Origin of the sequence: Nocardioides sp. 31GB23 (assembly GCF_040012395.1) — a bacterium.
GTDB lineage: Bacteria > Actinomycetota > Actinomycetes > Propionibacteriales > Nocardioidaceae > Nocardioides > Nocardioides salarius.
Window position 1 is genome coordinate 52,846 of record NZ_JBDYKJ010000007.1, and the last position, 15,030, is coordinate 67,875.

A 15,030-nucleotide genomic window follows, 5' to 3' on the forward strand; every position below is an offset into this window, starting at 1 on the left:
CGATTGTGCCGCACCGGCGAGACGGTGGTGTGGCGGATCAGACGTGGTGGGCACGCGGCTGGAGCGGCGGGTGCGGCCGCTCGTGGCCGCGGGCGACCGCGAGCTCCTCGAGGTAGTGCTCGACCTCGTGGCGCTCCACCCGCCGCCGGGCCGCCTCGGTGCTGGCGAGCATGGCGTTGTGCTGGGCTCGCTGGTGGGAGACGACCGGCCAGCGCCGGGCGGCCCCGGCCAGGCCCAGGACGGGCAGGACGGCGCGGCGTGCCAGGGACATGGGGGGCTCCAAGCGGGGTGTCGAGGACGCCGCCGAATCTAGGACGCCCCGGCGTCGCTGGGGAGTCCGCGCCGTCACCGGAGCGTGAACAGGCAGGTCAGGGCGGGGTTGCGGAGCGGGCTCAGTCGACGACCGGCACCGCGGGCCGTCGGCTGCGGGTGGCGCCGATGCTGGCCAGCACCACGCACGCGACGGCGGCGTACTGCACCGGGCCGAGCAGCTCGCCCAGCACGACGATGCCGGCGAGGGCGGCGGCCGCCGGCTCGAGGCTCATCAGGATGCCGAACACGGCCGGTCGCAGGCTGCGCAGCGCCACCAGCTCGCAGCTGTAGGGGATCACCGACGACAGCAGGCCCACGGCGGCGCCGATGAGCAGCACCCGGGGGTCGAGCAGGTCGTTGCCGCCGACCCCGACCGCGAACGGCAACAGCAGCAGGGCGGCCACCGCGCTGGCCAGCACCAGGCCGTCGACGCCCTGCCAGTGCCGCCCGGTCTCGGCACTGAGCAGGATGTAGGCCGCCCACGCGGCGCCGGCCAGCAGCGCGAACCCGACCCCGGCCCAGTTCACGTCGGCGCCGTCGAGGCCCAGCAGCGCCACCCCGACCCCGGCCAGGCCCACCCACACCAGGTCGCGGGCGCGCCGGGAGCCCAGCACGGCCAGGCTCAGCGGGCCGACGAACTCGATGGTGACCGCGACCCCGAGCGGGATCCTCGCGAAGGACTGGTAGATCGCCCAGTTCATCAGCCCCAGGCTCAGCCCGAAGGCCACGACCACGGCCCAGTCGCGGCGGCTGCGTCCACGCAGCCGCGGGCGCACCACCAGCGCGAGGACCAGCACGCTCGAGGCCAGCCGCAGCCAGACCATGGTGGTGGGGCCGATCTCGTCGAAGATCGACTTCGCGACGCTGGCGCCCAGCTGCACCGAGGCGATCCCGATGAGCACCAGCCAGACCGGTGACACGGCCCGCGTGAGGGGCGACGATGAGTTCCGGCCGACCACGCGGTCAATGTACGGGTGGGCCGCCGAGGAGAGGACAGCGACATGGCGCAGGAGACGCAGGGCAGGACGGTGCTGGTGGTGGGCACCCGCAAGGGCCTGTGGGTGGGGGAGTCGGACGAGCGGCGTGCGGAGTGGTCCTTCGCCGGGCCGCACCACGACATGCAGGAGGTCTACTCCTGCCTGGTCGACACCCGGGTGCGCGACGCGCAGGGCCGCCCGCGGCTGCTGGTCGGGGCCTCGTCGACCTGGTTCGGCCCGCAGGTGCAGGTCTCCGACGACCTGGGTGCCTCGTGGCGACCGGGGCGGCGGCCGCCGGCCTTCCCCGACGACGTGGACGCCTCGGTCGACCGGGTCTGGCAGCTGGTGGCGGGCGCCGAGCCGGGCGTGGTCTGGGCGGGCACCGAGCCGGGGGCGGTCTTCCGCTCCCGCGACGGCGGCGAGACCTGGGACCTCGAGCGCGCCCTGTGGGACCACCCGCACCGTGCGCAGTGGTCGGAGGGCTTCGGCGGCCAGGCCTTCCACACGGTGCTGCCGCACCCCACCGACCCGGGCTCGGCCGTGGTCGCGCTGTCCACCGGCGGGGTCTACCGCACCACCGACGACGGCGCGTCGTGGGAGCCGCGCAACAGCGGCATCCGTGCCGAGTTCCTGCCCGAGGGCGAGCAGTACCCCGAGTTCGGCCAGTGCGTGCACAAGGTCGCCCGCCACCCCTCGCGCCCCGAGAGGCTCTTCGCCCAGAACCACGGCGGCGTCTACCGCTCCGACGACGAGGGCGGCAGCTGGACCTCGATCGCCGAGGGGCTGCCGGCCGACTTCGGCTTCCCCGTCGTGGTGCACCCCCACGAGCCCGACACCGTCCACGTCTTCCCGCTGGGTGGCGCCGGTGGCCGCTACCCACCCGACGGGCGGGCCCGGGTGTGGCGCTCGTGCGACGCCGGCGAGAGCTGGGAGGAGCTGGGGGAGGGCCTGCCCGACGGGTTCTTCGTCGGGGTGCTGCGCGACGCGATGTGCAGCGACGACCACGCCGAGACCGGGCTCTACCTCGGCGCCCGCAACGGCACCGTGTGGGCCTCGGCGGACGCCGGGCGGACCTGGCGGCTGGTGGTGGCCGACCTGCCCGACGTGGTCTGCGTGCGCGCCGCGGCGTACTAGAGCGTGGCGGCCGGCACGCCGGCGGTGATCCTGCTGCCGTCGGCGCGGGTGCCGCCCAGCTGCGGGCGGTCGTCGAGCGGGTGCGGCAACCGGGTGCCGCGGGCGTCGAGGTCGACCACGAGCGGGCGCTCGGCGTCGACCTCGTGCTCGGTGCCGCGCACGCTGATGCAGACCGCTCCTCGACCCTCGAGCACCGTGACGCACAGGCGGTCGGGCCGCACCTCCAGGGCCAGCCGGTGCCCCTGCCAGCGCAGGGTGCAGCGCAGCACCGGGAAGGCGTCGGGCAGCCGCGGGTCGAAGGAGAGCCGACCCCGGTGGTCGCGCATGCCGGCGAAGCCGTTGACCAGCGCCGCCCACACCCCGCCGGCCGAGGCGATGTGCAGGCCGTCGTCGGTGTTGCCGTGCAGGTTGGCCAGGTCGACGTGCAGGGCCTGGCGGAAGTAGCCCCAGGCCGCGTCGGCGTAGCCGACCTCGGCCGCGACCACCGACTGCACCACGGCCGAGAGGGTCGAGTCGCCGGTGGTGATCGGGTCGTAGTACTCGAAGTCGGCGCGCTTCTCCTCCTCGGTGAAGCGGTCGCCCTGCAGGAACAGCGCCAGCACCACGTCGGCCTGCTTGAGCACCTGGAACCGGTAGATGACCAGCGGGTGGTAGTGCAGCAGCAGCGGGCGCAGCGAGTCGGGCGTCTCGGAGAGGTCCCACACCTCGCGGTCGAGGAACGCGTCGTCCTGCGGGTGGATGCCCAGCCCCTCGTCGAAGGGGATGTGCATCCCGGCCGCGCATCGCGCCCACTCCTCGACCTCGGCGTCGTCGAGCTCGAGGCGGGCCCGCACCTGCTCGAAGTCCTCGGGGTGGTCGCGGCGCACGGTCTCGACGGCCGCCACGGCCTGCTCGAGGTTGTAGCGGGCCATCACGTTGGTGAACAGGTTGTTGTTGACGACCGTCGTGTACTCGTCGGGTCCGGTGACCCCGTGGATGTGGAAGGACGGCGTGCCGTTGCTGCGCCAGAAGCCGAGGTCGACCCACATCCGCGAGGTCTCGACCAGCACGTCGATGCCGTCGCGCACCAGGAAGCCCACGTCGCCCGAGGCGGCGACGTACTGCATGAGTGCGTGGGCCACGTCGGCGTCGATGTGCACCTGGGCGGTGCCGGCGGCGTAGTAGGCCGAGGCCTCCTCGCCGTTGATGGTGCGCCACGGGTAGAGCGCGCCGCTCTGGGCCATCTCGCGCGCGCGGTGCCGGGCGGCGGGCAGCATCCGGCTGCGGAAGTGCAGCAGGTTCCGCGCCAGGTGCGGCTGGGTGTAGGTGAGGAACGGGGCGACGTAGATCTCGCTGTCCCAGAAGTAGTGGCCCTCGTAGCCCGAGCCGGTGACCCCCTTGGCGGGCACCCCCTGCTGGTCGGCGCGGGCGCTGGCCTGGGCCAGGGAGAAGAGGTTGAACCGGATCGCCTGCTGCACGGCGATCTCCTCGTCGGAGGCGTCGGCGTGGGTGACCTCGACGTCGGCGGCCGACCAGAAGTCGGCGTACCAGTCGCGCTGCTCGTCGAGGTAGTGGTCCAGGCCGTGGTGGCGCGCCCGGTCGAGGGTGCGCTCGCAGCGGTCGGCCAGCTCGCGCACCGGGACGCCGCGCGAGGTGTGGTAGGCCACCACCTTCTGCAGGCGCACCGGGTTGCCCTCGGTGGCCTCGACGCGGAAGACCATCTTGGCCAGGTCCTGCTCGGCGCTGCGCACGACCTCGCTGGGGTCGTCGGTGGTCAGGGTGTGGTCGGCGGCGACCGCGATCGTCATCCGGGAGTTGGCGCAGCTGTAGCCCAGCTCCATGCGCTGCTGCTGGGCGGAGTGCAGGCGCGGCACCAGCACCCGGTCCTCGAAGCTGGCGGCCTTGCGGGGGTCGATCCCCTCGCCCATCGCGGCGCGCGGGTCGTGGTACTCGTCGGTGCCGTCCTGGCGGTTGAGCAGCTGGGAGGAGATGGTGATCGGGGCGTCGCCCTCGAGCATCGTCACCGTCAGGCCCAGCAGCGCGAGGTGGCGCTGGGTCATGGAGACCATCCGCGTCGACTCGACCTTGACCCGCTTGCCCGAGGGGGTCCGCCAGACCAGCGAGCGGCGCAGCACGCCGTCGCGGAAGTCCAGGGAGCGCTCGTAGCGCTCGAGGTCGGCGGTGCCCAGGATGAGCGGCTCGTCGTCGACGTAGAGCTTCATCAGCTTGGCGTCGGGGACGTTGACGATCGTCTGCCCGGTCTGGGCGAACCCGACGGCGGCCTCGGCGTGCCGGATCGGCCAGGTCTCGTGGAAGCCGTTGACGAAGGTGCCGTGCGCGTGGGCGTCGCGACCCTCCTCGGGGTTGCCACGCATGCCGAGGTAGCCGTTGGCCACCGCGAAGAGCGTCTCGGTGACGCCGAGGTCCTCGGCACGGTGCGAGCGCTCGACCAGGCGCCACGGGTGCACCGGGAACCGGCCCCGGTCCATCGGGTCGTCGGCGACGAAGCGGCGGGTCACGCGACCGGCCCGGGGAGGAGCTCGGCGAGGTCGGCGACGACGAGGTCGGCCCCGGCCTCGCTCAGCGTCTCGACGCCGGCGCCGCGGTCGACGCCCACCACCAGGGCGAAGCCGCCGGCCGCGCCGGCCCGCACGCCCGAGACGGCGTCCTCGAAGACCACCGAGCGCGCCACGTCGGCGCCCAGCTCGCGGGCGGCGTGCACGAAGGTGTCGGGCTCGGGCTTGCCGGGCAGGCCCAGCTCGGTGGCCACGGCGCCGCTGACCACGGTGCCGAAGCGGTCGGCCAGGCCCGCGGCCTCGAGCACCGCCGGGGCGTTGGCCGACGACGAGACGACGCCCAGGGGCATCCCGAGCTCGCGCAGGTGGTCCAGCAGCGCCACCGATCCCGGGTAGGCCACGACGCCGTCGCGGGCCAGCACCTCGTTGAACGCGTCGTTCTTGCGGTCGCCCAGCTCGCGGACCCGCTCCTCGGCCAGCTCGATGCCGCGCGCGGCCAGGAAGTCGCGCACCCCGTCGTAGCGGGGCTTGCCGTCGACGTGGGCGAAGTAGTCGGCCTCGGTGTAGGGCGAGCGGTCGGCCGCCGCGCCGTCGTAGGAGCCCAGGAAGGCGTTGAACATGTCGGCCCAGGCCCTCATGTGCACCTCGGCGGTCGGCGTGATGACGCCGTCGAGGTCGAGCAGCACGGCGTCGTGGTCTGTCCAGGTCACGGTCCTCACCCCACGAGGCTAGGGCCCTTTGCGTCCCGACGCAGATCGACGCGGTGAGACACCGTGCCGACTGCGACGACCGTCACGGATAGCCTGGTTCCATGACCGGACCGTCCGAGCGACCCGACCTCAAGCCCCGTTCCCGCGACGTCACCGACGGCCTCGAGCGTGCCGCCTCGCGCGGCATGCTCCGAGCGGTCGGGATGGGCGACGACGACTGGGAGAAGCCCCAGATCGGCGTCGCGTCGAGCTGGAACGAGATCACGCCCTGCAACCTGTCGCTGGACCGGCTGGCCAAGGCGGTCAAGAACGGCGTGCACGCCGCCGGCGGCTACCCGTTGGAGTTCGGCACGATCTCGGTCTCCGACGGCATCTCGATGGGCCACGAGGGCATGCACTTCTCCCTGGTCTCGCGCGAGGTCATCGCCGACTCAGTCGAGGTGGTGATGAGCGCCGAGCGCCTCGACGGGTCGGTGCTGCTGGCCGGCTGCGACAAGTCGCTGCCCGGCATGCTGATGGCCGCCGCGCGCCTCGACCTCGCCTCCGTCTTCATGTACGCCGGCTCGATCATGCCCGGCCAGGTCGACGGCGAGGACGTGACGATCATCGACGCCTTCGAGGCCGTCGGCGCGTGCCTGGCCGGCAAGATGAGCCGCGAGGAGGTCGACCGGATCGAGCGGGCCATCTGTCCCGGCGAGGGCGCCTGCGGCGGGATGTACACCGCCAACACGATGGCCGCCGTCGGCGAGGCGCTCGGCATGTCGCTGCCCGGTTCGGCCGCGCCGCCGGCCGTCGACCGGCGCCGCGACGGGTTCGCCCACCGCTCCGGGGAGGCCGTGGTCGAGATGCTGCGTCAGGGCATCACCGCACGCCAGATCATGACCATGGAGGCCTTCGAGAACGCGATCACCGTCGTGATGGCGCTCGGTGGCTCCACCAACGCGGTGCTGCACCTGCTCGCGATCGCCCGCGAGGCGGAGGTGCCGCTGAGCATCGACGACTTCAACCGCATCGGCGACAAGGTGCCGCACCTGGGCGACCTCAAGCCCTTCGGCCGCTACGTGATGAACGACGTCGACAAGATCGGCGGCATCCCCGTGGTGATGAAGGCGCTGCTCGACGCCGGCCTGATGCACGGCGACGTGCTGACCGTGACCGGCCGCACGATGGCCGAGAACCTCGAGGCCCTCGCGCCGCCGTCCCTCGACGACGACGTGATCCGCAGCCTCGAGCGCCCGATCCACGCCACCGGCGGGCTGACCATCCTCAAGGGCTCGCTGGCCCCCGAGGGCGCGGTCGTGAAGTCGGCCGGGTTCGACGAGACCGTCTTCGAGGGGACCGCCCGGGTCTTCGACGGCGAGCGTGCCGCGATGGACGCGCTGTCGGCCGGCAAGGTCCAGGCCCGCGACGTCGTCGTCATCCGCTACGAGGGCCCCAAGGGCGGCCCGGGCATGCGCGAGATGCTCGCCATCACCGGCGCCATCAAGGGCGCCGGCCTCGGCAAGGACGTGCTGCTGCTGACCGACGGGCGCTTCTCCGGCGGCACCACCGGCCTGTGCGTGGGCCACGTCGCCCCCGAGGCCGTCGACGGCGGCCCGATCGCGTTCGTGCGCGACGGCGACCGGATCACCCTCGACGTCCTCAACCGCACCCTCGAGGTCGAGCAGGGCGACGACTGGGAGTCGCGCAAGGAGGGCTGGGAGCCCAACCCGCCGAAGTACACCCGCGGGGTCCTGGGCAAGTACGCCAAGACGGTCTCCTCCGCCGCCCACGGCGCGGTCACCGGCTGACGACCGGTCGTGCTGCTACCAGGTGTCGACGGTGCGGCCGCTGCCGGTGAGCCGCCCGTCGCGGGCGGCGGCCGCGAGAAGCGCCGCGACGACCTGACGGGTCTCGGCGGGGTCGACGACGTCGTCGATCTCGAAGTGGCGGGCGACGTTGAGGGCCGCGGAGTGCGCCTGGGCGTACGCCGTCAGCTCGCGCACCGTCCGCTCGCGCTCGGCGTCGTCCTCGATCGCCTCGAGCTCGCGGCGCATCGACAGCCGCACCGCGCCCTCGAGCCCCATCGCGCCCAGGTGCGCCCCGGGCCAGGCCAGCGTCATCAGCGGCTGGTGGGTGCTGCCGCCGAGCATCGCCTGCGCGCCCAGGCCGTAGCCGCGGCGCAGCACCACCCCGATCATCGGGACCTGCAGCTGGGCGCCGGCGACCAGCAGCCGTGAGGTGTGGCGCACCAGGCCGGTGCGCTCCGCGTCGGGACCGACCATCATGCCGGGGGTGTCGACCAGCGAGACGACCGGGAAGCCGTGGGCGTCGCAGAGCTGCAGGAAGCGCGCGGCCTTGTCGCCGGCGTCGGCGGTGATCGCGCCGGCCAGGTGGCGGGTGTCGTTGCCGATGACCCCGACGGTGCGGCCCTCGATGCGGCCCAGCGCGGTCAGCAGCTCGGGCGCGAAGTCGGGACGCAGCTCGGTGACGGTGCCCTCGTCGCAGATCGTCTCCACCACCGGCACCAGCTCGTACGACGTGCGCTCACCGTCGGGGACGGCCTCGCACAGCGGCGTCTGGTCGGGCACCTCCCACGAGTCCTCGTCGCCCAGGAAGTAGCCGATGAGCGCGCGGGCGGCCTCGACCGCGTCGTCCTCGTCGACGGCCACGTCGACCACGCCGTTGGCGGTCATCACGTCGAGGGGACCGACCTCGGCGGCGCCCACGTCGCCGAGCCCGCCGCCGGCGATCATCGCCGGGCCTCCCATCCCGAGCGAGGCGCGCGGCGTGGCGACCACGAGGTCGGAGCAGCCGGCGACGACGGCGTTGCCGGCGAAGCAGGGGCCCTCGACCACGGCGATGCGCGGCACCCGGCCCGACAGCCGCGCCCAGGCGGCGAAGGTGGTGACGTCGAGCGCGGAGACGAGCGGGATGTCGGTGTCGCCGGGCCGCCCGCCGCCCCCGGCGGCGAAGAAGACGCAGGGCAGGGCGAGGCGCTCGACGACGTCGAGGAGCCGGTCGGTCTTGCGGTGCCCGCGCATGCCCTGGGTGCCGGCCATCACGAGGTAGTCGTAGGAGAGCACCGCCACGGAGCGGCCGCCGATGGTGGCCAGGCCGCCGACGATGCCGTCGGCGACGGTGCGGTCGAGCAGGTCGTCCATCGACCGCTTGTCCTCCTGCGCCGCGGTGACGAAGCGGCCGTACTCGACGAAGCTGCCCGGGTCGACCAGCGCCGCGACCTGCTCGCGGGCGGTGCGGCCGCCGCGCGCGTGGAGCCGCTCGACGGCCTCGGGGCGGGCGGCGTCCTCGGTCAGGGCCCGCCGTGCGAGCACCTCGAGCAGGGCGGGCCGGATCGGGTCGGGGGTCGACATGGCGGGGAGTCTAGGAGCGGGCCCGGTGGGGTAGACATGCGCCGTGACCTCCACCACGCACCAGGGCGCCGCCCACCTCGACGCCGACGACGAGCTGGCGTCGTACCGGGACCGCTTCGTCGGCGCGCAGAGCCCCCTGGTCTACCTCGACGGCAACTCGCTGGGCCGCCCGCTGCGGGTGACGGGGGAGCGGCTGCGGACCTTCGTCGAGCACGAGTGGGGCGGCCGGCTGATCCGCGGCTGGGACGAGGCCTGGATGGACCTGCCGACCGTCGTCGGCGACCGCATCGGCGCCGCCTGCCTGGGCGCGGCGCCCGGGCAGACCGTCGTCGCCGACTCGACCACGGTGCTGCTCTACAAGGCGCTGCGCGCCGCCGTGGCGGCGCGACCGGGCCGCCACGAGGTGGTGCTCGACCGCGACAACTTCCCGACCGACCGCTACGTGGCGGCCGGTGTCGCCGACGAGCTGGGCCTGACCCTGCGCTGGATCGACGTCGACACCAGCGCCGGGGTCACCCTCGAGCAGGTGCAGGAGGTCGTGGGCGAGCAGACCGCGGTGGTGCTGCTCAGCCACGTCGCCTACCGCTCGGCGTGGCTGGCCGACGCGCCCGCGATCACCGCCGCCGTCCACGACGCCGGGGCGCTGGTGCTGTGGGACCTGAGCCACTCGGTCGGCTCGGTGCCCCTCGAGCTCGACGCGTGGGGCGTCGACCTGGCGGTCGGCTGCACCTACAAGTACCTCAACGGCGGCCCCGGCTCGCCGGCGTTCGTCTACGTCGCCGAGCGGCTGCACGACGGGCTGCGCCAGCCGGTCAAGGGCTGGATGGGCCACGCCGACCCGTTCGCGATGGGCCCCGGCTGGACCCCCGCGCCGGGCATCCGCCGGATGGTCTCGGGCACCCCGCCGGTGGTCGGGATGCTCGCGGTCCAGGACATGCTCGACCTGCTCGAGGAGGTCGGCATGCCGGCCGTGCGCGCGAAGTCGGTGGGCCTGGCCGAGCACGTCCTGGCGCTCACCGACGACCTGCTCGCGCCGCTGGGCGTCGGCGTCGCCACGCCCCGCGAGGCGCAGCGTCGCGGCGGCCACGTCACGCTCACCCACCCCGCCATGCGCGAGGCCACCGCCCGGCTCTGGGCCGCCGACGTGGTCCCCGACTACCGCGACCCCGGCGGCCTGCGACTGGGCCTCTCACCGCTCTCGTCGTCGTACGACGAGGTGGCGCGCGGGATGGAGGCGGTTCGCGAGGTGCTCGCCGACCTGACAGCCTCGGACGCATGAGCAGCACCGACGTCCGCTTCCCCCGCCCGCTGCGCCCCGGCGACACCATCGGGGTCACCGCGCCCTCCTCGGGCGTGCAGACCTCGTTGCTGCCGAGGCTCGACGCGGCATGCGAGCACCTGCGCCGGCGGGGCTACGAGGTGCGCCGCGGCACGGTGCTCGAGGCGCCCGACGGGGGAGTGGCCGCCCCGGCCGCCCAGCGCGCGGCCGAGCTGACCGCGATGCTCTGCGACCCCGACGTGCGCGCCGTGGTGCCGCCGTGGGGCGGGGAGCTGGCGATCCAGGTGCTCGACCACCTCGACTGGGACGCCCTGGCCGCGGCCGAGCCGACCTGGCTGGTCGGCTGGAGCGACCTGACCACGCTGATGGTGCCGCTGCTGACCCGGCTGGGCTGGGCGACGCTGCACGGCGGCAACCTGATGGACACCCCCTACCGCCAGCCCGAGGGCCTCGCGCACTGGCTCGACGTGCTCGAGACCGAGCCGGGCGACCCGGTCGTGCAGGCCTCGCCCGGCCGGCACCGCTCCGGCGGCTTCGACGACTGGGAGGCCGAGCCGGGGCTCGCCGAGCAGCAGCTCGACCTCACCGGCTCGTGGGAGGTCGTCGGCGGCGGCGGGCTCGACCTGACCGGCCGGATCGTGGGCGGCTGCATCGAGGTGCTCGGGCCGCTGGTCGGCACGCCGTACGCCGACGTCGCCGGTTGGGGCCGCGCCCAGGTCGACGAGGGCCTCGTGGTCTACGTGGAGGCGGCCGAGCACGCCGCCTTCGACGTGTGCCGCGCGCTGCACGGGATGCGGATGGCGGGCTGGTTCGACGAGGCCGAGGCGGTGCTGGTCGGGCGCACCTCGGGGCCCGGCAGCCCGGGGCTGAGCCAGCGCCAGGCGGTCCTCGACGCGCTCGGCCCGCTGGAGGTGCCGCTGGTGCTCGGGGTCGACGTGGGCCACGTGCCGCCCAACCTGCCGCTGGTCAACGGCGCGTCGTGCCGCGTGGTCGTCGACGCCCGGCGCAGCGAGATCACCCAGGTGTGGGGCTGAGCGGCTCGCTCTCCTGGGCCGAGGAGCGGCCCAGCAGCGACAGCGCCCCGAGCAGCGCGACGAAGAGCGCGGTGATCGCCACGCAGGTGACCAGCACCGCGGCCCAGCCGTCCTCGCGGTGGTCGAGGAAGGGGTAGGGGAACCAGCCGCTCACCAGCCCGACGACCAGCGTCCAGGCCAGCCACGCCAGCGGCCAGACCAGCGCCAGGCCCGCCGTACGACGGGTGACGCGCGGGCGCGGGCCCACGACGACGAAGCCGACGACCGCCAGGACCGGCACCACCAGGTGCAGCAGGGCGTCGGCCAGCGCGTCGGCGCCCTGCAGGTCGAGCAGCGGGCGCAGCAGCACGAAGTGCACCAGGCCGGTGATGGTGATGCCGACGACCGCGTCGAGGCGCAGCACCGGGCGGCCCGGACGCGGGTGCCGGGCCAGGTGGGCGGCGGCCAGGGCGACCAGCAGGTTGCTCTGCACGGTGAAGTAGGAGACCAGGCGCCCCAGACGGACCTCCAGCGGCGGCACCGACTGCTCGTCGAGCACCCGCCCGCCCTGGACGACCAGCACCAGCTGGAGCAGCAGGGCAGCGGCGGCCACCACCGCCACGAGTGCGTGCCAGGACCGGACCCGTGACGTCATGGGCCCTGACGCTAGGGCATCTGGCAGCATCTGGGCCGTGGACCAGCGGATCAGCTTCATCACCCTGGGTGTGCGCGACCTCGCCGCCTCGCGCGCCTTCTTCCTCGACGGCCTGGGCTGGCAGGCCAGCCACGACGACGACGAGGTGCTGATGCTGCGGGCGGGCGAGCACCTCGTCCTGTCGCTGTGGGACCGCGCCGCGATGGAGGCCGAGGTGGGCGCGCTCGGCTCGGGAGCGGCCCCGCTGACGATCTCGCACAACGTCGCCACCCGAGAGGAGGTCGACGCGGTCCTCGAGCAGGCACGGGTCGCCGGCGCACGCGTCGTCCTGGCGCCGCAGGAGCGGGCCTGGGGCGGCTACACCGGCTACTTCGCCGACCCGTCCGGCTACCGGTGGGAGGTGGCCTGGAACCCGGGACCGGTCGGCCAGGAGGTGCTGCCCTGACGGCGTGCCCGGGGTCCCCGGGCGCCAGAGAGTCGGGGGGAGCCAGCATGTGGGACTCGCGTCCCAGATGTTGGGACGCCTGGCAGACTGGCGTGACGAGGCGACGGGGCCCGGGATACCGTGCAGCCATGCGCCAGGACCTTCTCGTACCCACGCGACGCGTGAGCTGAGCCGGCACCGGCACACAGCCAGCGCGTCACCCCTCGTTGCCCCCAGGGCCGAGGGGCTTTTTCATGAGTAGGCACGGCGACAGGCACCACACCAGCAAGGGGAGCGGCAGGGCATGAGCACTGAAACGTCCGGGACACCGACCACCGGCGACCAGGTCACGGGCGCACAGAGCCTGGTCACCTCGCTCGAGGCGGCCGGCGTCACCGACGTCTTCGGCATCCCCGGCGGGGCGATCCTGCCGGCCTACGACCCGCTGATGGACTCCTCCATCCGCCACATCCTGGTCCGCCACGAGCAGGGCGCCGGCCACGCCGCGCAGGGCTACGCCGCCGCGACCGGCCGGGTCGGCGTCTGCATGGCCACCTCGGGGCCGGGCGCCACCAACCTGGTCACCGCGCTGGCCGACGCGCACATGGACTCGGTGCCGATGGTGGCGGTCACCGGGCAGGTCGGCGCCTCGCTGATCGGCACCGACGCCTTCCAGGAGGCCGACATCCGCGGCATCACGATGCCGATCACCAAGCACAACTTCCTGGTCACCGACCCCGCCGAGATCCCGCAGAAGATCGCCGAGGCCTTCCACATCGCCTCGACCGGGCGCCCCGGCCCGGTGCTGGTCGACGTGGCCAAGTCGGCGCTGCAGTCGATGACCACCTTCCGCTGGCCCACCGAGCTGCACCTGCCGGGCTACCGCCCGGTGACCAAGCCGCACAGCAAGCAGATCCGCGAGGCCGCCCGGCTGATCCTCGAGGCCCGGCGCCCGGTGCTCTACGTCGGCGGCGGCACCATCCGCGCCGGCGCGTCGCGCGAGCTGCGGGTGCTCGCCGAGATGACCGGCATGCCGGTGGTGACCACGCTGATGGCGCTGGGCGCCTTCCCCGACAGCCACCCCCAGCACCTGGGCATGCCCGGCATGCACGGCACCGTCGCGGCGGTCGCCGGGCTGCAGAAGAGCGACCTGATCATCAGCCTCGGCGCGCGCTTCGACGACCGCGTCACCGGCAACCTCGACTCCTTCGCGCCGGGCGCCAAGGTGATCCACGCAGACATCGACCCCGCCGAGATCGGCAAGAACCGCTACACCGACGTGCCGATCGTGGGCGACTGCCGCGAGGTCATCTCCGACCTCGTCGTGGCGCTCAAGGCCGAGGCCGACGCCGGCCACAGCGGCGACTACGAGGCCTGGGTGGCGTTCCTGTCAGGGGTGAAGAAGAAGTACCCGCTCGGCTACGAGCAGTCGCCGGCCGGCACGCTGGCGCCCCAGCACGTCATCGAGCGGCTCAGCGCGATCGCGGGCCCCGAGGCGATCTACACCTCCGGGGTGGGCCAGCACCAGATGTGGGCGGCGCACTTCGTGCAGTACGAGCACCCGCGCACCTGGCTGAACTCCGGCGGCCTGGGCACCATGGGCTACTCGGTGCCGGCCGCGATGGGCGCCAAGGTCGGTCGCCCCGACACCACCGTGTGGTCGATCGACGGCGACGGCTGCTTCCAGATGACCAACCAGGAGCTGGCCACCTGCGCGATCGAGAACATCCCGATCAAGGTCGCGGTCATCAACAACGAGTCGCTGGGGATGGTGCGCCAGTGGCAGACGCTCTTCTACAACGAGCGCTACTCCAACACCAACCTGCAGCGCCAGGGCGGCGTCGTGCGGATCCCCGACTTCGTCAAGCTCGCCGAGGCCTACGGCTGCGTGGGCCTGGCGTGCGACGGCCCCGACGACGTCGACGCCACCATCGAGAAGGCCATGGAGATCAACGACGTGCCCGTCGTGGTCGACTTCCGCGTGCACCGCGACGCGATGGTCTGGCCGATGGTCGCCGCCGGCACCAGCAACGACGACATCAAGTACGCCCGCGACCTGGCCCCCGACTTCGACGAGGACGACCTGTGAGGATGATCCAGCGATGACCCAGCACACCCTCTCCGTCCTGGTCGAGGACAAGCCCGGCGTCCTGACCCGCATCGCCGGCCTCTTCAGCCGCCGGGGCTTCAACATCCACAGCCTCGCGGTCGGCCCGACCGAGCACCCCGAGATCTCGCGGATGACGATCGTGGTCAACGTCGAGGAGTCCCCGCTCGAGCAGGTCACCAAGCAGCTCAACAAGCTGATCGAGGTCATCAAGATCGTCGAGCTCGACCCCGACGCCTCGGTCAACCGCGAGCTGGTGCTGGTCAAGGTCGGCGCCAACGCCGAGACCCGGGGCCAGGTGCTCGACACCGTGCAGCTCTTCCGTGCCAAGGTCATCGACGTCGCCCCCGACGCGATCACCATGCAGATCACCGGCAACCAGGGCAAGATCGCCGACTTCCTGCGGATGCTCGAGCCTTTCGGCATCCGTGAGCTCGTGCAGTCGGGCATGGTCGCGATCGGGCGCGGTCCGCGCTCGATCTCCGAGCGCCACCAGCGCCCGGTGGCCGTGCCCGCCCCGCCCGCAGCAGTCTGACCACCACCCGCTCGACGACCGTTCCACCCACCAGAA

12 protein-coding genes and 1 pseudogene are annotated in these 15,030 nt (G+C 73.4%); 7 read left to right on the forward strand and 6 right to left on the reverse strand.

Annotation, left to right across the window (positions count from 1 at the left end; genetic code table 11):
- Positions 1-37 precede the first annotated feature (37 nt).
- Both ABKW28_RS03505 and ABKW28_RS03510 read right to left on the reverse strand, forming a co-directional pair.
- The gene (locus ABKW28_RS03505) at positions 38-271 is read right to left on the reverse strand and encodes a hypothetical protein (RefSeq protein WP_348606405.1); all 234 of its coding nucleotides are present in this window, start codon (positions 269-271) and stop codon (positions 38-40) included.
- Positions 272-392: 121 nt separating this feature from the next.
- The gene (locus ABKW28_RS03510; RefSeq protein ID WP_348606407.1) at positions 393-1,232 is read right to left on the reverse strand and encodes an EamA family transporter; all 840 of its coding nucleotides are present in this window, start codon (positions 1,230-1,232) and stop codon (positions 393-395) included.
- 81 nt (positions 1,233-1,313) lie between these two features.
- On the opposite strand from ABKW28_RS03510, the gene ABKW28_RS03515 reads away from it, so the two are divergent.
- On the forward strand, positions 1,314-2,423 hold the full coding sequence (locus ABKW28_RS03515) for an exo-alpha-sialidase (protein WP_348606409.1): 1,110 nt from the start codon (positions 1,314-1,316) through the stop codon (positions 2,421-2,423).
- On the opposite strand, the gene ABKW28_RS03520 is transcribed toward ABKW28_RS03515, so the two are convergent.
- Together ABKW28_RS03520 and ABKW28_RS03525 are read right to left on the reverse strand one after the other, a co-directional pair.
- Positions 2,420-4,891 (reverse strand): glycosyl hydrolase family 65 protein, encoded by a 2,472-nt coding sequence (locus tag ABKW28_RS03520; protein ID WP_348606460.1) that lies wholly within the window; start codon positions 4,889-4,891, stop codon positions 2,420-2,422. The genes ABKW28_RS03515 and ABKW28_RS03520 overlap by 4 nt on opposite strands.
- Positions 4,892-4,917: 26 nt before the next feature.
- Positions 4,918-5,628 (reverse strand): beta-phosphoglucomutase family hydrolase, encoded by a 711-nt coding sequence (locus ABKW28_RS03525; RefSeq protein WP_348606462.1) that lies wholly within the window; start codon positions 5,626-5,628, stop codon positions 4,918-4,920.
- Between the two features lie 101 nt (positions 5,629-5,729).
- On the opposite strand from ABKW28_RS03525, the gene ilvD reads away from it, so the two are divergent.
- Positions 5,730-7,418 (forward strand): dihydroxy-acid dehydratase, encoded by a 1,689-nt coding sequence (ilvD, locus tag ABKW28_RS03530; protein ID WP_193667867.1) that lies wholly within the window; start codon positions 5,730-5,732, stop codon positions 7,416-7,418.
- Between the two features lie 15 nt (positions 7,419-7,433).
- Here ilvD and ABKW28_RS03535 read toward each other — a convergent pair whose 3' ends face one another.
- Positions 7,434-8,981, reverse strand: a complete 1,548-nt coding sequence (locus ABKW28_RS03535; RefSeq protein ID WP_348606411.1) for a carboxyl transferase domain-containing protein — start codon at positions 8,979-8,981, stop codon at positions 7,434-7,436.
- Positions 8,982-9,024: 43 nt separating this feature from the next.
- On the opposite strand from ABKW28_RS03535, the gene ABKW28_RS03540 reads away from it, so the two are divergent.
- Complete coding sequence (locus ABKW28_RS03540; RefSeq protein WP_348606413.1) at positions 9,025-10,260, forward strand: aminotransferase class V-fold PLP-dependent enzyme; 1,236 nt, start codon at positions 9,025-9,027, stop codon at positions 10,258-10,260.
- On the forward strand, positions 10,257-11,294 hold the full coding sequence (locus ABKW28_RS03545) for a S66 peptidase family protein (RefSeq protein ID WP_348606415.1): 1,038 nt from the start codon (positions 10,257-10,259) through the stop codon (positions 11,292-11,294). The genes ABKW28_RS03540 and ABKW28_RS03545 overlap by 4 nt, the downstream gene beginning before the upstream one ends.
- Here the strand turns inward: ABKW28_RS03545 and ABKW28_RS03550 are convergent.
- Complete coding sequence (locus ABKW28_RS03550; RefSeq protein ID WP_348606417.1) at positions 11,275-11,928, reverse strand: Pr6Pr family membrane protein; 654 nt, start codon at positions 11,926-11,928, stop codon at positions 11,275-11,277. The two genes, ABKW28_RS03545 and ABKW28_RS03550, sit on opposite strands and share 20 nt — an antisense overlap.
- 37 nt (positions 11,929-11,965) lie before the next feature.
- Between ABKW28_RS03550 and ABKW28_RS03555 the strand changes: the two genes are divergently transcribed.
- The 3 genes and pseudogenes from ABKW28_RS03555 to ilvN all read left to right on the forward strand — a co-directional run bounded on the left by ABKW28_RS03555 (position 11,966) and on the right by ilvN (position 14,994).
- On the forward strand, positions 11,966-12,373 hold the full coding sequence (locus ABKW28_RS03555) for a VOC family protein (protein ID WP_193667872.1): 408 nt from the start codon (positions 11,966-11,968) through the stop codon (positions 12,371-12,373).
- Positions 12,374-12,653: 280 nt separating this feature from the next.
- A pseudogene (locus tag ABKW28_RS03560) lies at positions 12,654-14,441 on the forward strand (acetolactate synthase large subunit); the annotation flags it as partial.
- Positions 14,442-14,454: 13 nt separating this feature from the next.
- Complete coding sequence (ilvN, locus tag ABKW28_RS03565; RefSeq protein ID WP_193667874.1) at positions 14,455-14,994, forward strand: acetolactate synthase small subunit; 540 nt, start codon at positions 14,455-14,457, stop codon at positions 14,992-14,994.
- Positions 14,995-15,030: the final 36 nt, after the last annotated feature.

Excerpts from the sequence above, each read along its gene's own strand:
- ABKW28_RS03520 (WP_348606460.1), bottom strand. The coding sequence starts at position 4,891 with ATGGACCGGGGCCGGTTCCCGGTGCACCCGTGGCGCCTGGTCGAGCGC.
- ilvN (WP_193667874.1), top strand. The coding sequence starts at position 14,455 with ATGACCCAGCACACCCTCTCCGTCCTGGTCGAGGACAAGCCCGGCGTC.
- ABKW28_RS03515 (WP_348606409.1), top strand. The coding sequence starts at position 1,314 with ATGGCGCAGGAGACGCAGGGCAGGACGGTGCTGGTGGTGGGCACCCGC.
- ABKW28_RS03550 (WP_348606417.1), bottom strand. The coding sequence starts at position 11,928 with ATGACGTCACGGGTCCGGTCCTGGCACGCACTCGTGGCGGTGGTGGCC.
- ABKW28_RS03545 (WP_348606415.1), top strand. The coding sequence starts at position 10,257 with ATGAGCAGCACCGACGTCCGCTTCCCCCGCCCGCTGCGCCCCGGCGAC.
- ABKW28_RS03505 (WP_348606405.1), bottom strand. The coding sequence starts at position 271 with ATGTCCCTGGCACGCCGCGCCGTCCTGCCCGTCCTGGGCCTGGCCGGG.
- ABKW28_RS03535 (WP_348606411.1), bottom strand. The coding sequence starts at position 8,981 with ATGTCGACCCCCGACCCGATCCGGCCCGCCCTGCTCGAGGTGCTCGCA.
- ilvD (WP_193667867.1), top strand. The coding sequence starts at position 5,730 with ATGACCGGACCGTCCGAGCGACCCGACCTCAAGCCCCGTTCCCGCGAC.